This is a genomic window from Streptomyces sp. CA-243310 (assembly GCF_050936775.1).
Taxonomy (GTDB): Bacteria; Actinomycetota; Actinomycetes; order Streptomycetales; family Streptomycetaceae; genus Streptomyces.
Genome location: NZ_JBNJMF010000001.1, coordinates 614,274 through 630,756, shown reverse-complemented (window position 1 = coordinate 630,756; position 16,483 = coordinate 614,274). Strand labels below are relative to the sequence as shown.

Genomic DNA, 16,483 nt, shown 5'->3' with positions numbered 1-16,483 from the left:
GACTCGTGGCACCATCCCGAAGGCAGTGCCAAGTTACTGATGAATAGTCAGATCCGGTGTGGGATGACATCGGTCTGACTCGGGGCACCTGGGGGGACCATGGGGACCGTGAAGCGAGCGCACCGACGGGGCGCATCCGCTCTCACACTGCTGTGCGCGATGGCGATATTGACGGCCCCGGGCCTCGGACTCTCGGGGACGGCGCACGCGGCACCCGCGGCTCCCTCCGTGCCCGGAGCCCCGACGGCGCCCATGCCCGAACCGGGGGCCAAGTCCCTGGAGCAGATCCGCAAGGAGATAGAGGACCTGTACCGCCAGGCGGGAAGCGCCACGGACGCGTACAACCTCGCGGAGAGCGAGACGAAGGTCCAGTCGGAACGGGTCGTCCAGATCGCACAGTTGATCGTGGCCGGCCGGGAGCGGATCACCGGGCTGAAGGACCGGGCCGGCGCCGCCGCCCGGGCCCAGTACCGCTCGGGCGGACTGCCGGCGGGCGCGCGGCTGGTGCTGAGCGACAGCCCGAGCCAGTTCCTGGACTCCAAGGCACGCTTGCGGCAGGGCGAGAAGGCCACCACGGACCTGCTGACCGAGCTGGACCGCACCCAGCACGACCTCCAGCGGTACGCGAAGGACGCGAGCACGGTCTGGCAGAAGCTGGAGGCCAACCGGGTCGAGCGGGAGAAGTCCAAGAAGCGGATCGAGGAGAAGATCAAGGCCGCGCAGGACCTGGAGAGCAAGCTGGAGGCCGAGGAGAAGGCCCGGCTGCTCCAGCTGGAGCAGGAAGCGCAGTACAAGGCCCAGACGCAGTGGCTGTCGTCCGGAGCGATGAAGGACGTCAACGGCAAGGCGACGGACGCGGGCAAGAGAGCGGTCCAGTTCGCCACGGCCCAGATAGGCAGGCCCTACGAGTGGGGCGCCACGGGCCCCGGGTCCTTCGACTGCTCGGGCCTGACCTCACAGGCCTGGCTGGCGGCGGGCAAGGCCATCCCGCGGACCTCGCAGGAACAGTTGCGGCTGCGGAAGGTCGCGGTGAAGGACATGCGGCCGGGCGATCTGATCATCTACTTCGACGACGCGAGCCATGTCGGGATGTACGTAGGGGACGGGGCCATGGTCCACGCGCCACGGCCCGGCCGCGACGTGACGATGGCGGGCGCGGGCTCGATGCCGATCAAGGCGGTCGTCCGCCCGGACGCGTAGCCGCGCGGCGGCGGGTTCGTGGGAGCGGCGGGGTTCTCGCCGGCCCGATCCGGCGGGGCCGGGGGCGCGTGACGCCCGACCCACGGCCCACGGCCCCGGCGAATCCCGACCCCGCGCCCTGCCGGGCGGGGCGGGGTCCCTGCCCGGCCCCGGAGAAGCCGGGGTCGGCTCTGGGTTCCGGGTCCGGGCGGCCCTGCGGGTCAGGCCGGGTCGTTCCGGGGTCAGGCCGGGTGGGCCCTGGGCATGCCTCCAGGCGGGTCCCGCGGCGGGCTCGCCCGCCGGGTCCCGGCGGGGACGGTTCGCGGGGGTCGATTTCGCCCGGTGCGCGTGGTGAAGCCCACATCGGGTCATCCCGGCAGGCCGGACTTCGGTCCTCCCACCGTGAGCTTGGTCATCCCATCAGCCCGCATTTCCCCCGCGATAACGGCATATGACGGAGGCCCTCCCCGGGACCTCCACCGGACTGCCATTCCGCTCCCCCGTTCCGGCCCGCTAGGGTCGAGCGCATGAGCGCACCCTCGGGGGGAGGGAAGGAACCGGAGACGATGCCCGTACCCATACCGCGGCAGAGGGAGAACCTCGCCACGGAGGGCGGCCAGGCCCTTTTGGCCACCGCTTTGGCCACCGCCGTCGAGCACCTCCCGGCCACCATCCCGGTCCCCGTACCCGCGCAGACGTCCCTGACCCTCCTGGTCATCGAGGACGATCCCGCGGGCGGCCTCACCGTGCCCGAGATACTGGACGCCGACGGCCATCGCATACGGCTGCGCACCGCCCGCAACCTCACCGAGGCCACCCGGCTGCTCACGCCCGACGTGCACTGCATCCTGCTGGACCTGTCGCTCGCGAACCCGGGGCCCGGTACCGCCGACGACCGGTTCGCCACGCTCCGCGAGGTCCTGCGCCTCGCCCCGCGTCACGCCGTACTGGTGCTGACCGCCGAGGCGGACGCGGAGCACGCCGCCGAGGCGGTGCGGGTGGGTGCCCAGGACTACCTCTTCCGCGACGAGCTCGACGGCCGGCTGCTGAGCCGGGCCATCCGCTACGCCGTGGAGAGAAAGCGGGCCGACATAGCCCAGTACAAGCTCGCGGAATCGAAACTGCGGGCCCAGGAGAACGCCCGCCTGGAACGCGGACTGCTCCCGAACCCCCTTCTGGAGGGTTCCGACCTCCGCTTCGCCGCCCGCTACCGTCCCGGCCGCAGCCGGGCCCTGCTCGGCGGGGACTTCTACGACACGGTCCGCACTCCGGACGGCACCGTGCACGCGATGATCGGCGACGTCTGCGGCCACGGCCCCGACGAGGCCGCCCTCGGTGTCGAGCTGCGCATCGCGTGGCGGGCGCTGACCCTCGCGGGACTGTGCGGGGACGATCTGCTGGCCACCCTCCAGGAGGTGCTGGAGGTGGAGCGCCCCTGCGAGGAGATCTTCGCGACGCTGTGCACCGTGGACATCGCCCCGGACGGTCGGCGCGCCGGCCTCTGCCTGGCCGGTCATCCGGCGCCGCTGATCTCCAGGCCGGGCCGGGCCGCGCGACTTCTCCCGTACGAGAACAGCGGGCCGGCGCTCGGACTGCTCCCCAAGGCCCGCTGGCCCCGCCGCCAGGTCGAACTGGGCGGGACCTGGAGCCTCATGCTCTACACCGACGGCCTCATCGAGGGGAAGATCGGCGAGGGCAAGGAACGGCTCGGGCAGGACGGGATGGTCGAGATGATCAACCGGCACCTGGATCAGGGGTTGAGCGGTGAGGGCCTGTTGGAGGCTTCCGTCACCGAGGCCCGGCGCCTCAACGGCGGCGAGCTGACCGACGACGTCGCCGTGGTCCTGCTCTCCCGCGCGGAGGGCTGAGCCCGGCGCACGGCGCCGGGCCCACCACCGGGACTCCCTGCCCGGGAGTGCTTATCGGCCGCCGTTGTACGGACCGTACGGACCGTCGCTGCTGCTGCCGCCGCTGCGCCGACCGCCGCCCGACACCTGCTTCAGGGCAGGTCGGACGTCGACCATGAAGACGATGGAGGCGACCAGGCCGGCGATCTGAAGGAACAGCATCCCGAGGAAGAAGTCCACGAGGATCGTGATGCCGAGGATGACCAGCCAGAAGGTCTTGGTCTTCTTGTCAGCTGCCCGGTACGCGTCGTCGCGCGCCATCAGCGCCAGCACGAAGGCCACGACGGCGAGCGCCAGCATGGCGTATCCGAGCAACGGGATGACCCCGTTGTCGAAACCGTTCATCAACATCGCCTCGACCACCTTCTTCCGCGTCTGATGCCGTTCGCCCCCACGCTACCGGGGAAGCGGCCCTCACCCATGACAACGGACCGGACACCTTCCCGGTGCCCGGTCCGTCGCCTGTCCGATCAGCTCGGCTCGCCGGTCGCGTCAGCTCTTGTCGCCGGTCGCGGCGACCGTCTTCTTCGCCGTGCTCTTGCGCGCGGTGGTCTTCCGGGCCGACGGCTTCTCCTCGGCGGAGGTGGAGGCGTCGGCGGGTGCCTCGGCGGAAGCGTCGGCGGCCACCGGCTCGGCGGCCGGCTCCGACTTCGCGGGCGCCGCCGGCTCCACGACCTCGGCGATGTCGACGATCTCGTCGGTCAGCTCGCCGCGCCAGGCCCGTACGGCCTGCTCGCCGTGCTCGGCGACCTTGTCGTACGTCTCCTTGGCGCGCACCGCGTACTCGGCGGCCACGCCGACCCCGCGAAGGGCCAGGTCCTGGGCGGTCTCGCCCAGCTTCTTCGGGTCGATCGCCCCGAAGACCTCGGCGACCTTGGCGCTGACCGCCTCCTGCGCCTCCTTGGCCCTGTCCTGGACGACCTTCGGGTCGGTGTTCTTCACGGCCTCGATGCGTGCGGGGGCCTCGGCGCGCAGCTGCTCGATGAACCCGGGCACCTTCTTGGCCTGCTGCACCGCGAGGTCGGCGGTGCCGGCGGCGAAGTAGAGCGGGGTCGGGTCGGTGAGGGTCTTCTTCAGGTCATCGGCGATGGCCATGTGCTGGTCCTCCCGGATCACAGTCGGTTCGTATGGGGCGGCTCGTCGTCGGCATCGACCGCTGCGGCGGCGTCGGCGGCTTCCGCGGCCGGCGCGTTCTCCTTGCGGAACGAGTCGTAGATCTGGAGCAGCACCTGCTTCTGCCGCTCGTTGAGGGACGGGTCGGCGAGGATGACGGCCCGCGTCTCGACCTCGTCGCGATCCCGCTCGTCCAGGATTCCGGCCTGCACGTACAGCGTCTCCGCGGAGATCCGCAGCGCCTTGGCCAGTTGCTGGAGGATGTCCGCGCTCGGCTTGCGCAGTCCGCGCTCGATCTGGCTCAGGTACGGGTTCGACACCCCTGCGGCGTCGGCCAGTTGCCGCAGCGAAAGCTGGGCCTGCCGCCGTTGCTCACGGAGGTATTCGCCGAGGTTCCCGACGTTGAGCGATGCCATGCCCCGATCCTGCCGCACCTTGCTAACTATTGCAAGCAGACGCTTGCAAAAGCTCCCACTCCGTGAGGGACGACACCCGGCCGGGTCGCATCCACGCGCATGCCCCGGCCGGGGCCCGTGACTCAGAGGTCGAGGGCGCTCAGGTCGAGTTCCTTCAGGCGTTCCGGGTCGGCCAGGACGTCGATGGCGACGATCCGGCCTCCGGCGACCGTGAAGGCCATCATCGACAGGCGGCGGCCGTCCCGCACGACCATGACGCCGGCGGACCCGTTGATCAGCGCGGGGCGGGCGTACGGCGACAGGGAACCGAAGGTGATCGCCTGCGAGGCCACCGTGCGGGCGCCGTTGAACACGAGCGTGTGGCGGGCGCGCGTCACGCCGCCGTCGGAGCGCAGCACCACGTCGGGGGCGAGCACCGAGACGAGCGCCTCGAAGTCGCCGTCGCGCGCCGCGGCGAAGAACGCGCCGACCACCTGGCGCTGGAGTGCGAGGTCCGGGTCGGGGGCGGGGGCCCTGCCGCGCACCCGGCGGCGGGCCCGGCTCGCGAGCTGCCGGGTCGCGGCCGGGGTCTTCTCGATCATCGGGGCGATCTCGTCGAAGGGCACGGCGAACATGTCGTGCAGGACGAACGCGAGCCGCTCGGCCGGTGAAAGCGAATCCAGGACGACCAGCAGCGCCAGGCCCAGGGAGTCCGCCAACAGGGCCTGCTGTTCCGGGTGGAGACCGTCCTCGCCGCTGATGACCGGGTCGGGTGTCCGGCACTCCAACGGGTCCTCGCGGCGGGTCGCCCGGGAGCGCAGCATGTTCAGGCACACCCGGCCGACGACCGTGGTCAGCCAGGCCGCCATGTTCTCGATGGCGTCGGCGTCGGCGCCGGCCAGGCGCAACCAGGTCTCCTGGACCGCGTCATCGGCCTCGCTGACCGAGCCGAGCATCCGGTAGGCCACCGCTCTCAGCCTCGGCCGGTGCTCCTCGAACCGATCCGCCCGCCCCGCCCCCTGGTCCACCGCGCGTCCCCTCCCCCATGTGGTCCGGCCCGCACCCGTCCGTCGACTCCCCTGGAGCGGTGGGCCGTTCAGGCGCCCGGTCGGGCGCCGATCACCACGTTCGCATACAGCTCCCGCGAGCCGACGGCCCGTACCGTGAGGCCGCCCGCCGCCAGCGCCGACGCCGTCACCGGGGACTGCCGGGCGCTCGTCTCGATCAGCAGGTGCCCGCCGGGCGCGAGCCAGCGCAGAGCCCCGGCCGCGACCCGGCGGTGGACGTCCAGACCGTCGGCGCCGCCGTCCAGGGTGGTCAGCGGTTCGTGATCGCGGGCCTCCGGCGGCAGGAAGCCGATCTCCTCCGTGGGCACGTAGGGGGCGTTGACCACCAGGACGTCCACCCGCCCCGCGAGGTCCCCGGGCAGCGCGGCGTACAGGTCGCCCCGGTGGACGGTCCCGCCGTACGGGGCCGTGTTCCGGCGGGCGTAGCCGACGGCCACCTCGTCGATGTCCGACGCGTGCAGTTCGACGCCCGGGACCTGCGAGGCCACCGCCGCGCCCAGCGCGCCCACGCCGCAGCACAGGTCGACGACCACCGCGCCGGGCCGGGCCAGCGCCACGGCCTCCCCCGCGAGGAACTCGCTGCGCCGGCGCGGTACGAACACCCCCTCGCCCACCTCCATGCGCAGGCCGCAGAAGCCCGCCCAGCCCACCACCAGTTCCAGGGGCTCGCCGGCGACCCGGCGGGCCAGCATGCCCGCCAGGTGTCCGTCGTCCCGCGCGGCGGCCGTCAGCAGGTCCGCCTCCTCCTCCGCGAAGACACAGCCGGCCGCGCGCAGGCGTTCCACGAGTGTTGCCACGTACCTCAGTCCTCGGTTTCCCATCCGGTGACGTCCAGGGTCTCCGGCCGTGCCGGATCCGCCAGGATGTCGATTGCGACGATACGGCCGCCGCGCACCGTGAACGCCTTGACCGCCACGGGCCTGCCGCCCGGCCAGATCGTGACGACACCCGGTGCGCCGTTGACCGGTGCCGGTCGGGCGCAGGGGGCGAGCCGGCGGAAGGTGAGCGCCCGCCGGGCCACGTGACGGGGTGCGGGAACGGGCCGGTCAGAAGACGTCCGGGCACCACGGCCGGCGAGCGGTGCGGAAGGCCGCGTCGGCGTGCGCCAGCGCCCCCGGCCGTTCCTCCGTGACCTGCCCCAGCGCGGCCAGTCGGACCGCCGACTCGTCGCCGAGGTACATGGACCCCAGCGCGGACACGTCGAGGCGCAGGTCGGCGGGCTCCTCCGTACGGGCGCAGTCGCCGGTGCCCGTGTCGAGCCGGTAGCGCCCGTCGGCCAGGCCCTCCGCGTCGGTCACTTCCAGGACGAGGACGCCCGGCACGGCGTACGTCCGCGCGCTCAGCGCCCGTACGACGTCGAGCAGCCGCACCCACAGGAAGTCGGCGGCGGTCAGCAGGCGTGCGGCCCGCGGATCGGGCAGCAGCAGCGGGGCGAGGTCATCGGGGGCCCGGTAGCCGGTGCGGACCTTCTGCACCCAGTCGATGGAGCACAGGAAGTGCCACAGGGCCCGTTGCGCGTCGGCGGTGACCGCGATCAGGTCCTTGACCTGCACGGTGTTCTGCGGGAGCTTCGCGTCGCTCCATTGGTCGTCGGCCCGGTAGACGGCGATCCCGGCGGGTTCGCCGTCGGCCGTGCGGTGGACGGCGTGGAACGACTCCTTGTAGGGGCGGTGGGACATCTGCTCCGTGCCGGACGCCAGGTTCCACCAGCGCTCGTCGCGGTCGACGGTGCCGTGCGCGTGCGCGCGCAGCCGCTCGTGCAGGGCGGCGCCTATCCTGCGGGCCTCGGCCGCGTCCACCAGGTCGATCCGCCCGCCGTCCCCGGGCCCGGACCAGCGCGGGTCCAGGCCGGTGCGGGCCACCTCGATCTCCCACTCCGCGACCGAGGCGGCGGGCCCGTAGCCGTACCGGCCGTAGATCGGGTACTCGGCGGCGATGAGCGTGGACAGCACGTCGCCGCGTTCCTTCGCGGCCGTGAGGTCGGCGCGCATCATCCGGGTCAGCAGGCCCCGGCGGCGGTGCGTGGGCGACACGGTGACGTTGGATACGGCGTCGGCGGCGACGACGGCCCCGCCGGGGACGGTCAGCTCCTGCGGGAAGGACCGGAAGGTGGCGACGCAGCGGCCGGTCTCGGAGTCGAAGGCGCCCCGGGTGCGGGCCAGGTCGCCGTACTCGGCCCGTTGGGCGACGTCGGAGTCGGTGACCGGGGCGGTGGTGAGGAAGCCGGTGTTCAGTGCTCGGAGCCAGGCGGGGAGTTCGGAGGCGGCGATCGGCCGGACGTCGGTGCTCATGGCCGGCCACGCTAACCGCCCCGCCGGGAGCACGTCGCCTGAATTTCCGCCGCCCCGAAGGGGCCTGATCACCGCCGGCCCCGGCGGCCCCGCGGCTACGCCAGCAGGTCGTCCACCTGCGCCTCGCCCTCCCGGTACCGGCGGGTGATCTCCGCGCCGGCCTCGTCGGCGGTGCGCTGCAACCGTTGCCTGCGCCGGGAGACCTGCTGCTCGTAGCGCACCAAGCGGCCCATCGCCTCGTGCAGTTCGCCGTCCGTGCGGGCGCCCAGGTCCGACAGTTCCACGTCGCAGAGCATCTCCGCCTCCAGGAGCCGGAACTCCTCGCTGTGCGGGGCGGCGAGCGTGACGTGGCGGGCGGAGGCACTGCGGCTGGACGGGGCGTCGGCGAGGATCTCCGAGAGCCGGTCCACCACCGGCGTCTCGGGGTTCGCGCGCCGGGCCGCCTCGGGGTCGCAGCGGCGGGCGAGTTCGGCGCGCAGGATGTCGATGCGGCCGTGCAGGAGTCTGCGTACGTAGCTCAGATCGGCCTCGTCGCGCTGCGCGTCCCGGCGCAGGGCACGCAGTTCGGGCAGCCCGAGGGCGGTGGCGGGGGTGGTCGGCCCCTGCGACTCGCCGGTGCGCTGCGCGGGAGGTCTCACCGTCGCCGCCACGACGTCGGCGGCCGTCGCCGTCGCCGAAGCGGGCGCAGGTACGGAGGTACCAGAAAGATTCATGTGAACGTGTCCGTCCCCTCGACCGGTGCCGGAGGCACCGCCTGCGTGCATGGTGCCACTCTCCGTGGTGTGGATGCAGTCCCACTGCACCCGATCGGCCCCGGACGGGTGCACGCCTGATACACAGGTGGTATGCGAGCAGTGGTGCAGAGGGTGGACGGCGCGAGCGTCGTGGTGGCCGGCGAGACCGTCGGGGAGATCGTCGGCGAGGGGCTGTGCGTCCTGGTGGGGGTCACCCACGACGACACCCCGGAGAAGGCGGAGCTGCTGGCCCGCAAGCTGTGGTCGGTGCGGATCCTGGAGGCGGAGAAGTCCTGCAGCGACGTGAACGCCCCGCTGCTGGTGATCTCCCAGTTCACGCTGTACGGCGACGCGCGCAAGGGCCGCCGCCCCACCTGGAACGCGGCGGCGCCCGGCCCGGTGGCCGAGCCGCTGGTCGACGAGGTCGTGGCACGGCTGCGGACGCTGGGCGCGACGGTGGAGACGGGCCGGTTCGGGGCGGACATGCGCGTCTCGCTGACCAACCACGGCCCGTTCACCATCGTCATCGACGTGTAGGGCTCGCCATGACGGCGCCCCCACGTGGGCCCGTCACGGCGCGACGACGACCTCCTGCGCGGCGGCCGTCTTCCCGACGAGCAGCGGCGCGTCCAGCGGGACGTTCCGCTTGACCAGCGCCAACGCGATCGGCCCCAGTTCGTGGTGGCGGACGGCGGTGGTCACGAAGCCCAGCTGCCGGCCCTCCTCGCCGTCGGCGGCGAGCCGTACGGGTGTGCCGTGCGCCGGGAGCAGCACCTCGGAGCCGTCCAGGTGCAGGAACACCAGCCGGCGCGGGGGCTTCCCCAGGTTGTGGACACGGGCGACGGTCTCCTGCCCCCGGTAGCAGCCCTTCTGGAGGTGGACGGCGGTGCCGATCCAACCCAGCTCGTGCGGGATGGTGCGGTGGTCGGTCTCCAGGCCGACGCGCGGCCGGTGCGACTCCACGCGCAGGGCCTCGTACGCCAGGAGGCCCGCGGCGGGGCCGTGCGAGGCGGCGAACGCCTCCAGGTCCCCGCGGGGCACGAAGACGTCCCGGCCGTGCGCGGTCTCGCGGACGGCGAGTTCCTTGGCGACCTCGGCGATCGAGCCGGCCGGCAGGTGGACGACCCCGAACTCGGCCGTGCGGTCGGTGACTTCGACGCGGTAGAAGAACTTCATGGACTCCAGGTAGGCGATCAGCGCCTCCTGGGTGTCGGGCTCGACGTGCACCCAGACCGTCTCGCCGTCGTCGACGAGGTACAGGGCGTGCTCGATGTGCCCGTTGGCGGAGAGGATCAGTGCCTCGGTGGCCTGTCCGGGCGGCAGGTCGCTCACGTGTTGGGTGAGCAGCAGGTGCAGCCAGCTCAGCCGGTCCGCGCCGGTGACGGTCACGACACCGCGGTGGGAGAGGTCGACGAACCCCCGGCCGTCCGCGAGGGCGCGTTGTTCGCCGTACAGCTCTCCGTAGTGGGCGGCGACGCCCTCGTCGCGGCCTTCGGCCGGTACGGCGCCGGGGAGATGGAGCAAGGGGCTGCTGGTCATGTCACCAGCGTACGACCCCGGACCCGACGATCCCACGGGGTGTCGCGCGACGGTCCTACGTCTCGGCGGCGCGGTGCTTCGCCGCGTCCTTCGCGCAGAGCCCGAAGATCGCGAAGTGCTTCATGTCGGTCTCGAAGCCGAAGGTCGCGCGGAGCTTCGCGGTGAACTCGGCGGCCACGTCCAGATCGGCCTCGATCACCTCGGCGCAGTCGCGGCACACCAGGTGGATGTGGTGGTGCCGGTCGGCGAGGTGGTAGGTCGGGGCACCGTGTCCGAGGTGGGCGTGCGAGACCAGTTTGAGCTCCTCCAGGAGCTCCAGCGTGCGGTAGACGGTGGAGATGTTGACCCCGGAGGCCGTCCTGCGGACCTCGACGAGGATCTCGTCGGGGGTCGCGTGCTCCAGTGCGTCGACCGCTTCGAGCACGAGTTGGCGCTGCGGGGTCAGCCGGTATCCGCGCTGCCGCAGGTCGCTCTTCCAGTCGAGTCCGCCGTCGGCGGTCCCGGTGCCCTCGGTGCTCACCACCCGGCCAGTGTAAGCACGCGAAGGGGACCGCGGGCGGTCCCGGGGTCCCCTTCGCGCACAGGCTGTGGAAAACGGCCGATCAGCGGAAGAACGCGATGCCGTCGTCCGGCATGTCCGGCAGGTTGCGCGCCATCTCGGCGACCTCCTCCGGGGTGACGACCTTCTTGAGCTGGGCCGACATGTAGGGGCGCAGCTCGACGTCGGGCGTGGCCTTCTCGCCGACCCACATCAGGTCGCTCTTGACGTAGCCGTACAGCCGCTTGCCGCCGCTGTACGGGCCGGAGGCCGCCGTGCGGGCGACCGCGTCGGTGACGACGTCGATCTGCGGCTTCTGGTCGGCGAGGTCGCCGTACCAGACCTCGACGACGCCCTGGTCGCGGACCATGACGATCTCGACCTTGCGGTCCTTGTCGATGCGCCAGTAGCCGGACTCGGATTCGAGCGGCCGCACCTTGTTGCCCTCGGAGTCGAGCACCCAGGTGTGGGAGGTGTACTCCAGGAAGTCCCGGCCGTCGTGGCTGAAGACGACTTCCTGGCCGAAGTTGCACTTCTCCTCGCCGGGGAAGTCGAAGACTCCCGCGCCCTCCCAGTTGCCGAGGAGGAAGGCGAGCGGGACGAGGCCCGGGTTCAGGTCGGACGGGATCTGGATCATGTGTGGCTGCTCAGGCGATCTGTGGGAGGGATCCGGGAGGGACTGCTGCCGCTCAGGGGGTCAGCGCTGGCCCTGGTACAGCTTCTTCACGGCCAGGGCGGTGAAGGCGAGCACGCCGACGCAGACCAGGACCAGCAGGGCGGAGAAGAAAGTCTCAAGCACGGGAGGTGCTCCTCGGAGGTTGCGTTCGGGGGGTCCCCCCGGGACGGAGTCCCCGGAGGTACGGGGCCGGTCCCCCAGCCTACTGGCCCGGGACCCGGCGCACTCTGCGAGGTGGGCCGTACCGGTGGCGGCCGGACGCCCGGCCCCTCTTCCGGCGGGGCGCGTCATTCGTCGCGGCGGTGCTTCCCGTCCAGTTCGTCCCACCACTCGTCCGACTTCTTGTCGCCCGAGGGGTCGTCCCACCAGCGGTCGTCCGGGCCGCGGCGGTTCGCGATCATCGCCGCGACCGGCGGGATGACCATGGCGACGACGCACATCGCCACGGCGGCCGGCACGGAGAAGAGCCGTACGAAGGACCAGGCCGAGACGAAGAGGAGAAGGCAGCCGCCCATCATGAGGAAGTAGGCGCGGCGCCGCCGGGCGTACATGCCTCCAGCGTAGGTCCGGGACCCGCCCTCGCGCAGGGCCCGGGACGGGCCCCTGCGCGGGCGTTCGCACACGGGCCGGGACGGCACGAAGGGCCGCACCCCGTTCCAGTGGCGTCCAACCCCCTGGGGTGCGGCCCTCCGGCCGTTCTCGTGTGGAGCGATCAGACGGCGATGGCCACGTCCGTCACACCGCCGGCGTCCGCGACGACGACGGCGCGGTCCGCCTGGCCGCCCGGGACGAGTGCCCGCAGGGTCCAGGAGCCGGTGGCGGCGTAGAAGCGGAACTGGCCGGTCGCGGAGGTCGGGACCTCCGCGGTGAACTCGCCGGTCGAGTCCAGCAGCCGCACGTAACCGACGACGGGCTCGCCGTCCTTGGTCACCTGGCCCTGGATGGCGGTCTCACCGGGCTTGAGGGTGGCGAGGTCGGGCCCGCCGGTCTTTGCTCCACACATGTCTCTGTCCTGTCCTGGAGGGGTCGTACGTAGGTGCTGCGGGCGCGCGGCCCCGCGGGCCCGCAGGGGCTGCTCGGGTTACTTGGCGGCGCCGAGTTCGATCGGCACGCCGACGAGCGAGCCGTACTCGGTCCACGAACCGTCGTAGTTCTTGACGTTCTCCTGGCCCAGGAGCTCGTGCAGCACGAACCACGTGAGCGCGGAGCGCTCACCGATGCGGCAGTAGGCGATGGTGTCCTTCGCCAGATCGACCTGCTCGGCCTCGTAGAGGGCGGTCAGCTCGTCGTCGGACTTGAAGGTGCCGTCGTCGTTGGCGTTCTTCGACCACGGGATGTTGCGGGCGCTCGGCACGTGGCCGGGGCGCTGCGACTGCTCCTGCGGAAGGTGCGCCGGCGCGAGCAGCTTGCCGGAGAACTCGTCGGGCGAGCGGACGTCCACCAGGTTCAGGGAGCCGATCGCGGCGACGACGTCGTCACGGAAGGCGCGGATGGACTTGTCCTGGGCCTTGGCCTTGTACTGGGTGGCCGGGCGGTTCGGGACGTCCTTGCCGTCGACCAGGTCGCGGGAGTCCAGCTCCCACTTCTTGCGGCCTCCGTCGAGGAGCTTGACGTCCTGGTGGCCGTAGAGCTTGAAGTACCAGTAGGCGTAGGACGCGAACCAGTTGTTGTTGCCGCCGTAGAGGACGACGGTGTCGTCGTTGGAGATGCCCTTGGCGGAGAGGAGCTTCTCGAAGCCCTCCTGGTCCACGAAGTCACGGCGGACCGGGTCCTGGAGGTCGCTCTTCCAGTCGATCCGGACGGCGTTGGTGATGTGGTTCTTGTCGTAGGCGGACGTGTCCTCGTCCACCTCGACGATGACGACGTCGGCGTCGTTCAGGTGGGCCTCGACCCAGTCGGCGTCTACGAGGACGTCGCTGCGGCTCATGGTGTTCTCCTCCGGGGCAGTGTGCGGCGGGGTGGTGCTGGTGCTGCGGCGGGATGGTGCCGAGGGTGCGCGCCGCGGACGGATCGGCCTCGCGGTACCCGTGCGGGGAGGCGTCGGGCGAGCGGGAGGCGGGGTGCGGTCACGCGGGAAAGGCCAGTCGTCCGGCCGGTGGAGCGGAAGCGCTCACACGTCACATGGATCGACAGAGCATGGCGGCGACGCGACACAGGTCTACTGCCCGCCGCTTCGTGAGGTCCGCCTGCTGATGCTTCATAGTCATGGATCGTAGGGACGAATCGGCCGCCCTGTCACCGGTGTGTCATATGTCGAGACAGGATCGTCCGAATGATGGACAGAAAAGCCCCGGCAGGCCGCTCGGGCGGCCTCCGGGGCTCTTCGCGCGACCCGCCCTCCTGAGGGGCGGACCGCACCGTCTCACGATCCGGCCAGGGACACGTTCGTACCGGTCAGCGCCAGGTGCACGCCCGTCTCGTCCGACGTCAGGGTGGAGAGCCGTAGTCCGGCCGGCAGGCCGGCGTCGAGCCGGCGGTCGAAGTCGGTCTTCTTGCGGACGACCTTCTCGATCCCCGGGATCCCCTCCCCCGGGACCTCCTCGGCGCGCACCCGGACGATCTTGCCGCCCGGGGAGTCCTTCGCGTCCTCCAGCGTGACGGTCGAGATCACGCTGCGGGTGAACTTCCGGCCGAGAAAGTCCACCGTCGCGCCGACCTTCACCTTGCCCGGCTGTCCGCCGTAGGAGACGGTCACCCCGGTCTCCGAGGCCGCGGTCAGGTCCGCGTACGAGACCAGCGCCTTGCCCTCGGCCCTGCCGGCCGTGCCCCCGGTGTAGTCGCTGTTCAACTTCACGTCGTGGAAGGCGGCTTCGATCCGCGTCAGCCGCGCCTTGCGGCCTTCGGCGGAGGCGTCCACGCCCGTGAGCACCAGATCCACCTGCTCCATGCGGTGGTCCAACGCCTGGGTCAGGAACGGAAAACCGTGGATGTCCACCTCCACGTCGCCCGACAACCCCTGCCGGGACTGGATCTTCTCGGCCAACTGGTTCTCGGCATAGTTGACCGCCCAGCGGTCGGCGCCCACGAACAGGGCCCCCAGGATCACTCCGATGATGACGATGACCCGCAGAAAGCGCACGTGCCCCTCCCCCAATAGATCAGTACGTGCGCCCTAGTTGACCACGCTTGGAAAGGGAGGGGTCGAACGTGCGGCCGACGTCAGCCCACCACCCGGCCCATCAGGTAGACGGCGGGAGCCGCCGCCGCCAGCGGCAACGCGACACCGGCCGTCATGTGGACGAACTTCGACGGGTAGTCGTACGCGGCCACCCGCAGGCCGACCAGGGCGCACACCCCGGCGGCCAGACCGAGCAGCGCCCCGCCGGCCCCGATGTCCGTCATCGTGCCCACCGCGACGCCCGCACCCGCCGCAGCGGTCAGCGAGACCGCCACGGACGCCGGCGTCGGCAGCGGCAGGGCCCGGGTGAAGACGGCGACCGCCACGGCGGCCCCGCCCACGCTGACGGCGTCGGAGCCGGCCGCCAGGTACCCGGCGCAGACGATGGCGAGGGCGGCGGAGGCCACCGAGGCCATGAGTCCGTACATCCGCTCGTCGGGGTCCGCGTGGCTGCGGAGCTGGAGCACCAGCGTGAGCAGCACCCAGGCACCGAGGGTGCCGATGATCGCGCCGGGCCCGTTCACCTCGTCCACGGCGAGCACGGCGGCGTCCGCGACCACGGCACCGAGGAAGGCGAGGGCGATGCCCTGGCGGGCGGGCCACATGCCGTTGAGGCGGAACCAGCCTGCCGCGGTGAGGCCCTGGAGGGCGATCAGCGGCACGAGCAGCGCGAGGTCGCCGAACGCGGCGGCCGCGGCCAGCAGCAGTCCCAGGGCGGCGGTCAGTATCGCCGGCTGCGGACCGGGGTCGATGATCGGCGACCGGCCCTCGGCGCGGGCCTGCGCCGGGTCGACCGCGCGGAGCGTGTTGCCCGCGAGCGTCGGCGGGGAGTACTCGGACCGCGTTCCGGGGTCGGCGTCGGGGTCCGCAGGGCCCTGCGCGGGCTCCGGGGCGGCCGTCACCGGCGGCAGGTAGGCGGTGGCCTCCACGGCCGGCTCCGCGGGCTGCGGCGGCAGGTACGCCGTCTCCTCGGCCCAGCCGGCCGCGGACGGCGAGGCGGCGGGGGCGGGGGCCGCGGCGGCCGGAGCCTCCTCGCGGAACCAGCCCTCGGGCGCCACGGGCCGGCCGTACGACTCCTGCGGCGGCTGCTGGGACTGCTGGGGCTGCTGCGACTGCTGGAACTGCTGTCCCTGCGACTGCTGAGGCTGCCGGGGCTCCTGGTACGGCGGAAGGTACGCCGTCTCGGCCCACTCCTGCGCGGGCGCCGCCTGCGGCTCCTCGCGGTACCAGGCCTCCGGCGCCGCGGGCTGCCCGTACGACGCCTGCGGCTGCGGCTGGAACTGCTGCCCCTGCGACTGCTGAGGCTGCTGGGGCTGCTGCTGCGGCTGGAACTGCTGCGACTGCTGGGGCTGCGGCTGCTGCCGGGGCTGACCGGAGTCCTGGTACGGCTCCTGGTACGGCGGGGGGTACGCCGACTCGGCCCACCCCTGCGCGGGCGCCGCCTGCGGCTCCTCGCGGTACCAGGCCTCCGGCGCCGCGGGCTGCGCCGGCTGCTGCCCGCTCTGGTCCGGGACCCCGCCCAGCTGCGGCTGCATCGGCTGGTAGCCGGTGTCCCAGGTGTCGGCCTGCCAGGTCTGCGTCCCGTACGGATCGTACGGATCGTGCTGCTGCTCCTGCTGCTCTTGCTGCTGCCTGCGCTGTTGCTCTTCGGGGGTACTCATGGGCTCCCGCTCACCCGCCCGCGAACGGCGGAAGCACCTCGACGGTGCCGCCTTCCGTGAGCAGGACGGCATCGTGCGGGCGCTTGCCCACAGGTTCTTCGTTCACGAGGAAGGAGCAGCGCAGCAGGACCCGGGTCAGTTCTCCCGGGTGGCGTTCGCGCACGGCGTCGAGCGCCTCGCCCAGTGTCCGCGCCGCGTACGGCTCCTCCGCCGTCCCGGCGGCGGCCTTGGCCGCCGCCCAGTAGCGGATGGTTCCGGTTGCCAC

The 16,483-nt window shown here is 72.2% G+C and carries 20 protein-coding genes; 3 read left to right on the top strand and 17 right to left on the bottom strand.

Annotation, left to right across the window (positions count from 1 at the left end; translation table 11 throughout):
* Nucleotides 1–99 precede the first annotated feature (99 nt).
* Both ACQEVM_RS02970 and ACQEVM_RS02965 read left to right on the top strand, forming a co-directional pair.
* Nucleotides 100–1,200 (top strand): NlpC/P60 family protein, encoded by a 1,101-nt coding sequence (locus ACQEVM_RS02970; protein WP_433074448.1) that lies wholly within the window; start codon nucleotides 100–102, stop codon nucleotides 1,198–1,200.
* Between the two features lie 545 nt (nucleotides 1,201–1,745).
* The gene (locus ACQEVM_RS02965; protein ID WP_433074445.1) at nucleotides 1,746–3,047 is read left to right on the top strand and encodes a PP2C family protein-serine/threonine phosphatase; all 1,302 of its coding nucleotides are present in this window, start codon (nucleotides 1,746–1,748) and stop codon (nucleotides 3,045–3,047) included.
* A gap of 51 nt (nucleotides 3,048–3,098) precedes the next feature.
* Here the strand turns inward: ACQEVM_RS02965 and ACQEVM_RS02960 are convergent, their stop codons facing one another.
* From ACQEVM_RS02960 to ACQEVM_RS02930, 7 genes are all read right to left on the bottom strand, one after another.
* The gene (locus ACQEVM_RS02960; RefSeq protein WP_053680866.1) at nucleotides 3,099–3,437 is read right to left on the bottom strand and encodes a DUF2516 family protein; all 339 of its coding nucleotides are present in this window, start codon (nucleotides 3,435–3,437) and stop codon (nucleotides 3,099–3,101) included.
* A 141-nt stretch (nucleotides 3,438–3,578) separates the two neighbouring features.
* Nucleotides 3,579–4,181 (bottom strand): hypothetical protein, encoded by a 603-nt coding sequence (locus ACQEVM_RS02955; protein ID WP_433074442.1) that lies wholly within the window; start codon nucleotides 4,179–4,181, stop codon nucleotides 3,579–3,581.
* Nucleotides 4,182–4,198: 17 nt separating this feature from the next.
* The gene (locus ACQEVM_RS02950) at nucleotides 4,199–4,615 is read right to left on the bottom strand and encodes a helix-turn-helix domain-containing protein (protein WP_433074439.1); all 417 of its coding nucleotides are present in this window, start codon (nucleotides 4,613–4,615) and stop codon (nucleotides 4,199–4,201) included.
* Between the two features lie 122 nt (nucleotides 4,616–4,737).
* Complete coding sequence (gene sigJ / locus ACQEVM_RS02945; protein WP_433074436.1) at nucleotides 4,738–5,622, bottom strand: RNA polymerase sigma factor SigJ; 885 nt, start codon at nucleotides 5,620–5,622, stop codon at nucleotides 4,738–4,740.
* Between the two features lie 68 nt (nucleotides 5,623–5,690).
* Nucleotides 5,691–6,482 carry a putative protein N(5)-glutamine methyltransferase gene (locus ACQEVM_RS02940; RefSeq protein ID WP_433074433.1) on the bottom strand — a complete coding sequence of 264 codons (792 nt, stop codon included), beginning with the start codon at nucleotides 6,480–6,482 and terminating at the stop codon, nucleotides 5,691–5,693.
* A gap of 225 nt (nucleotides 6,483–6,707) precedes the next feature.
* Entirely contained in the window at nucleotides 6,708–7,952 is a 1,245-nt protein-coding gene (locus ACQEVM_RS02935; protein ID WP_433074430.1) for a GNAT family N-acetyltransferase, read from the bottom strand.
* A 95-nt stretch (nucleotides 7,953–8,047) separates the two neighbouring features.
* Nucleotides 8,048–8,665, bottom strand: a complete 618-nt coding sequence (locus tag ACQEVM_RS02930) for an RsiG family protein (protein WP_433074427.1) — start codon at nucleotides 8,663–8,665, stop codon at nucleotides 8,048–8,050.
* Nucleotides 8,666–8,797: 132 nt separating this feature from the next.
* On the opposite strand from ACQEVM_RS02930, the gene dtd reads away from it, so the two are divergent.
* Nucleotides 8,798–9,223: a D-aminoacyl-tRNA deacylase gene (gene dtd, locus ACQEVM_RS02925; RefSeq protein ID WP_433074424.1), complete on the top strand. Its 426-nt coding sequence runs from the start codon at nucleotides 8,798–8,800 to the stop codon at nucleotides 9,221–9,223.
* Nucleotides 9,224–9,256: 33 nt separating this feature from the next.
* Here dtd and ACQEVM_RS02920 read toward each other — a convergent pair whose 3' ends face one another.
* The 10 genes from ACQEVM_RS02920 to ACQEVM_RS02875 form a co-directional block, all read right to left on the bottom strand.
* On the bottom strand, nucleotides 9,257–10,225 hold the full coding sequence (locus ACQEVM_RS02920) for a YgfZ/GcvT domain-containing protein (RefSeq protein ID WP_433074421.1): 969 nt from the start codon (nucleotides 10,223–10,225) through the stop codon (nucleotides 9,257–9,259).
* A 55-nt stretch (nucleotides 10,226–10,280) separates the two neighbouring features.
* On the bottom strand, nucleotides 10,281–10,748 hold the full coding sequence (locus tag ACQEVM_RS02915) for a Fur family transcriptional regulator (RefSeq protein ID WP_433074418.1): 468 nt from the start codon (nucleotides 10,746–10,748) through the stop codon (nucleotides 10,281–10,283).
* A gap of 79 nt (nucleotides 10,749–10,827) precedes the next feature.
* Nucleotides 10,828–11,400, bottom strand: coding sequence for an FABP family protein (locus ACQEVM_RS02910; protein WP_433074415.1), 573 nt, complete (start codon nucleotides 11,398–11,400; stop codon nucleotides 10,828–10,830).
* A 326-nt stretch (nucleotides 11,401–11,726) separates the two neighbouring features.
* Nucleotides 11,727–11,990 carry a DUF3099 domain-containing protein gene (locus tag ACQEVM_RS02905; protein ID WP_433074412.1) on the bottom strand — a complete coding sequence of 88 codons (264 nt, stop codon included), beginning with the start codon at nucleotides 11,988–11,990 and terminating at the stop codon, nucleotides 11,727–11,729.
* Between the two features lie 161 nt (nucleotides 11,991–12,151).
* Entirely contained in the window at nucleotides 12,152–12,442 is a 291-nt protein-coding gene (locus ACQEVM_RS02900) for a DUF1416 domain-containing protein (RefSeq protein ID WP_053680793.1), read from the bottom strand.
* 78 nt (nucleotides 12,443–12,520) lie between these two features.
* Nucleotides 12,521–13,366, bottom strand: a complete 846-nt coding sequence (locus tag ACQEVM_RS02895; RefSeq protein ID WP_433074408.1) for a sulfurtransferase — start codon at nucleotides 13,364–13,366, stop codon at nucleotides 12,521–12,523.
* A gap of 190 nt (nucleotides 13,367–13,556) precedes the next feature.
* On the bottom strand, nucleotides 13,557–13,640 hold the full coding sequence (locus tag ACQEVM_RS02890; protein ID WP_350206375.1) for a putative leader peptide: 84 nt from the start codon (nucleotides 13,638–13,640) through the stop codon (nucleotides 13,557–13,559).
* Nucleotides 13,641–13,801: 161 nt separating this feature from the next.
* Complete coding sequence (locus ACQEVM_RS02885; protein WP_433074405.1) at nucleotides 13,802–14,518, bottom strand: LmeA family phospholipid-binding protein; 717 nt, start codon at nucleotides 14,516–14,518, stop codon at nucleotides 13,802–13,804.
* An 80-nt stretch (nucleotides 14,519–14,598) separates the two neighbouring features.
* Nucleotides 14,599–16,218 carry a hypothetical protein gene (locus ACQEVM_RS02880; RefSeq protein ID WP_433074402.1) on the bottom strand — a complete coding sequence of 540 codons (1,620 nt, stop codon included), beginning with the start codon at nucleotides 16,216–16,218 and terminating at the stop codon, nucleotides 14,599–14,601.
* A gap of 10 nt (nucleotides 16,219–16,228) precedes the next feature.
* Nucleotides 16,229–16,483: a MoaD/ThiS family protein gene (locus tag ACQEVM_RS02875; RefSeq protein WP_053680787.1), complete on the bottom strand. Its 255-nt coding sequence runs from the start codon at nucleotides 16,481–16,483 to the stop codon at nucleotides 16,229–16,231.

Excerpts from the sequence above, each read along its gene's own strand:
- ACQEVM_RS02970 (WP_433074448.1), top strand. The coding sequence starts at position 100 with ATGGGGACCGTGAAGCGAGCGCACCGACGGGGCGCATCCGCTCTCACA.
- ACQEVM_RS02965 (WP_433074445.1), top strand. The coding sequence starts at position 1,746 with ATGCCCGTACCCATACCGCGGCAGAGGGAGAACCTCGCCACGGAGGGC.
- ACQEVM_RS02960 (WP_053680866.1), bottom strand. The coding sequence starts at position 3,437 with ATGTTGATGAACGGTTTCGACAACGGGGTCATCCCGTTGCTCGGATAC.
- ACQEVM_RS02955 (WP_433074442.1), bottom strand. The coding sequence starts at position 4,181 with ATGGCCATCGCCGATGACCTGAAGAAGACCCTCACCGACCCGACCCCG.
- ACQEVM_RS02950 (WP_433074439.1), bottom strand. The coding sequence starts at position 4,615 with ATGGCATCGCTCAACGTCGGGAACCTCGGCGAATACCTCCGTGAGCAA.
- ACQEVM_RS02940 (WP_433074433.1), bottom strand. The coding sequence starts at position 6,482 with ATGGGAAACCGAGGACTGAGGTACGTGGCAACACTCGTGGAACGCCTG.
- ACQEVM_RS02935 (WP_433074430.1), bottom strand. The coding sequence starts at position 7,952 with ATGAGCACCGACGTCCGGCCGATCGCCGCCTCCGAACTCCCCGCCTGG.
- ACQEVM_RS02930 (WP_433074427.1), bottom strand. The coding sequence starts at position 8,665 with ATGAATCTTTCTGGTACCTCCGTACCTGCGCCCGCTTCGGCGACGGCG.
- dtd (WP_433074424.1), top strand. The coding sequence starts at position 8,798 with ATGCGAGCAGTGGTGCAGAGGGTGGACGGCGCGAGCGTCGTGGTGGCC.
- ACQEVM_RS02920 (WP_433074421.1), bottom strand. The coding sequence starts at position 10,225 with ATGACCAGCAGCCCCTTGCTCCATCTCCCCGGCGCCGTACCGGCCGAA.
- ACQEVM_RS02910 (WP_433074415.1), bottom strand. The coding sequence starts at position 11,400 with ATGATCCAGATCCCGTCCGACCTGAACCCGGGCCTCGTCCCGCTCGCC.
- ACQEVM_RS02905 (WP_433074412.1), bottom strand. The coding sequence starts at position 11,990 with ATGTACGCCCGGCGGCGCCGCGCCTACTTCCTCATGATGGGCGGCTGC.
- ACQEVM_RS02900 (WP_053680793.1), bottom strand. The coding sequence starts at position 12,442 with ATGTGTGGAGCAAAGACCGGCGGGCCCGACCTCGCCACCCTCAAGCCC.
- ACQEVM_RS02895 (WP_433074408.1), bottom strand. The coding sequence starts at position 13,366 with ATGAGCCGCAGCGACGTCCTCGTAGACGCCGACTGGGTCGAGGCCCAC.
- ACQEVM_RS02890 (WP_350206375.1), bottom strand. The coding sequence starts at position 13,640 with ATGAAGCATCAGCAGGCGGACCTCACGAAGCGGCGGGCAGTAGACCTG.
- ACQEVM_RS02880 (WP_433074402.1), bottom strand. The coding sequence starts at position 16,218 with ATGAGTACCCCCGAAGAGCAACAGCGCAGGCAGCAGCAAGAGCAGCAG.